The organism is Cohnella caldifontis, assembly GCF_029360585.1.
Taxonomy (GTDB): Bacteria; Bacillota; Bacilli; order Paenibacillales; family Paenibacillaceae; genus Cohnella; species Cohnella caldifontis.
On record NZ_JAQZSJ010000043.1, the window covers coordinates 1 to 3,541 of the forward strand.

Genomic DNA, 3,541 nt, shown 5'->3' on the forward strand with positions numbered 1-3,541 from the left:
AAAAACTCTGACCTCGTGCGGTCAGAGTTTTTATGGTGGAGGCGAACCATGGCTTGGCTAATCCACAATTCGCCGCCACGTGATACTTAGGTTTTTTGGGGAGGTGCTTTTTATAGATTAAACAGCCGACTTTCTTTGCTTTAAAACACCTCAAGAGAATTTCTTAGAATCAAAAAGTTGAGCTATAGGGAAAACAGTATATTGATCTAACTTCTAGATTTAAATTCTTCTAGCCATAATTTTATTTTTTCTATATCTGCTTTTATTCCATCGGGATCAGGTATATCAACAGGTGATTCCATTGATTGTGAATGCTCGTACCTAGAATACTTGGTCATAAATTCATCAAATAAACGACAATCTTCCTGATTTATCAGTGCTAACCTATGTATTTTACCCATGGTGTTAACTGCTCTTCTAAAACGATGTACTACATCAGACATCAGATCATATTCTATAATTCGTTCAAGTAAACTCCGAAAATCGCTGCATAAACCTTTTGCATAAACATCATATTCTTCCCTGCCTTCCTCATGAAAAATTTTTTTGGCCTTAGATAATCTATCATTTAACAGTGAATTCAATGCTTTCTCTGTTTTGTTAATGTAAATTGGTAGTTCGCCAGGTTCTCCTGTTCCCCAAACCTCTGATCGTAAACAAATAATATTTGATTCAATACTTTTCCTTTTCGCTTGTTCTAACAACAAAGTTAACAAAGAGATCCGATGTGTAAAAACAATAACTTGTCTCGTTTGGCTGAGTCTAACAAGACGTTCAACCGTAGCTTCCTCAAAATCCTGATCCAGAGATGATATAGGATCATCAAATATAAATGGAGTATTGTGCGGATCTGCCTCAACGTCAGCTATAAAACCAGATAGCGAAACAATCCTAAACTCTCCCTCACTTAAGACATCTGCCGCCTTAACAGGTAACTTGCAATCCTTAAGTTGAATCTTATGAAATATATGTCCTCTTTGTGCTCTTGATTTAATCAACTCAACTTTCAACCTATTGCCACCTAATACCTTAAGCTCTTGGTTAAATCTTAATATATACTCAGCAGTAATTAATTTATCGGACAGCTCCGATTTTTTTGTTGAAAGTGCTTGAGTATTTGTAAGTCTTATCGATTGTTCTAACTTAGTTCGAAGTTTTAATTTTGCAATGTTCTCCGTAACAAGTTGTTGTTGTTGAGCAATCCATTTTCTTGCTTCCAACTCTCTTATTCTTCCTGAAATTTCCTTCCTGTTATCCTGTTCAACTAAGCTAATTAAACTCGATGACTGCTGCTCATAAGTCAAAGCAATTTCAGATAACGAATCTAAAACAGTATGTTCTTGAATTGGAGTTAACTCCCCTAAATTTTGCACCTTGTCTATTGCATCTTTTCGTTTCCGAAGAGTAGTCAATAGTCCAATAAATTTTCTAATTTCTAATTCATCAGTCAATCCTATAGAATTAAGATGCAGTATAATGGATTCATCGGTTAGAATTTCTGGAAGACCCATTTTTGTCAGCTTAAAATGCTCTTCAGCGACTTGAGCCTCTCTCATTAATACCCCTTTAACATAACTTTCAAAATTGACAAGTCTCTGCTTTGCATCATCTGTTAATGGTTGATGACACAAAACACATTTCGAGTCGTCCCCTGTATAAGGAAAAGGAAATTGAGGGTAGGCAAGTTTTTCAGAGAATTCGCGCGCATGTTGCCACAGCAATTTCCAACTCTCTGTTCCGATTCCTTCAAAAGAGGAGCCTTCAAAAATTTTCAACGCATCCTCTTCTGCTGCCTTTTTCTTTACAACCATTTCATTTTTCTCACTAATGATTTTTGAAATATTTTCATCACTATATTTCTCTATTAATTCTTGAAATATATTAATTAAACTTTTGGCGTTTCTTGCTATTTGATTAAGTTTATTCGCCTTTTCAATAGGATTTGTTTCTCCAAGAAGTTGTTTTAACTCATTAAGTAATTGTTCATCTGTGTTACTCCAACTACAATTTTTATCAACATCATCGGAAGTGGTTTTATTATTAATTTTCTGAAGCCAAGCTCCTGCCTTGGTATCTTGATATTCTTTCGGCAGATTATATTGCTTTATTTCAATTCTATTACTTTCTTCCTTCAAAGCTTGTCCAACTTTTTGACAAACATCAGTTAGTTCGGTAAAGAAAGTAAGCAACCATGGCTCATAAGCGACTTCATTTTCTTCATTAACGTAGACATTTGCACATGCAGTATCATAAAGATGAATACTATTTAATTGCTCTATAGTTCCTTGTTCTGAGCTCCATTTTATTTGATGATCTGCTGTTCCATCGTTATAAACAATTGCACATTCTTGTTTTTGGACAGCTTTCTCTTGAAAGACGTTCCCTATCAACTTTCCAGGTTCTCGCCCTCCACACACATGTTTTAACAATTTTACATAACTCGATTTCCCGGAGCCATTTTGACCGTAAACTATAGTTAATTGACCTGAACCAAATTGTAACGGCTTTCTAGGATTTAGTGCATTAATTCCCTTAACTTCACCGATCGATACCAATCTTAAATATTTAGTATCGCTGTTAGAGAAGATATCTTTAAGAGGAAGTGTAGTAGATTCCTTAGTTGTACGATCTGAATCGACTTCCATCTTACATAGTTCAATTAGTTCTTGAATATCCTTATCTGACAATTTTGTAGTTCTCACTAATCGAGAAGCTGCATTTTGCAACCATTTTGGTCTTTGACTTAACCAATATTCAACATCAACAAGAATTTCATGCATCAGTATCACTCCTAGTGAAAAATAAAAAGCGTAGTCATATTCAATGAAGCTACGCACTGATGTTTTATATTATGCAAATTTACGTCATTACTTAAGCCCAACAATTGTTTTAATTTTCCATTTGAAAAATTTTAAAACGAACGTTATTTGTTTTCGACGACTACTAACATAATAATACCAAATTTAACATTCTTAATGAATCTTGATTTCCGAATAACGGCAACCAAGCCTAGGACAGAATGTTATCCTATCTTTAGGTCCATAACATATTCGATCGTCAGAATAAGTCCAGAAAACATTATTTAATGATAAAAAGTCTCCCGATTAAGTTTTCAATCTGCATAATCCATCGGTAATGGCAGAAAAATTCTATACACGTTCTAAAAACACCATAACTAACGGCATTGACGGAGAATTTGGAAAAGATAGCAGATAAATATTCATTTTAACAAACACTTTTGTTAGTAACCGATAATTTTTATAGATGTTTTACAGTTGATCTAACTTGATATCTATTTGATATAGCCGTTTTCTGCCAAATACTTTATTAGCGGTCTTTCACTTTTGCCTATAATGGGGGAAAAAGGCACCAATCCACAACTTCATGCGATTGTGGATTTAAATGGTGGTGGAGGCGAGAGGGGAGTATATGATTCCTCATTGAACTTGCTGTCGAAGATCACTCGACGAAGCAGAGCGCAGCGGTAGACAGATGCCGTGCTCGGTCTGCTCTGCAGACCTGCGCGCGATCGAACCCAACT

The 3,541-nt window shown here is 35.2% G+C and carries 1 protein-coding gene; it reads right to left on the reverse strand.

Annotated elements, in window-relative coordinates:
• Positions 1 to 206: 206 nt before the first annotated feature.
• The gene (locus PTZ19_RS25210; RefSeq protein ID WP_276358462.1) at positions 207 to 2,780 is read right to left on the reverse strand and encodes an AAA family ATPase; all 2,574 of its coding nucleotides are present in this window, start codon (positions 2,778 to 2,780) and stop codon (positions 207 to 209) included.
• Positions 2,781 to 3,541: the final 761 nt, after the last annotated feature.

Coding starts and splice junctions, on each gene's coding strand:
- PTZ19_RS25210 (WP_276358462.1), bottom strand. CDS start 2,780: ATGCATGAAATTCTTGTTGATGTTGAATATTGGTTAAGTCAAAGACCA.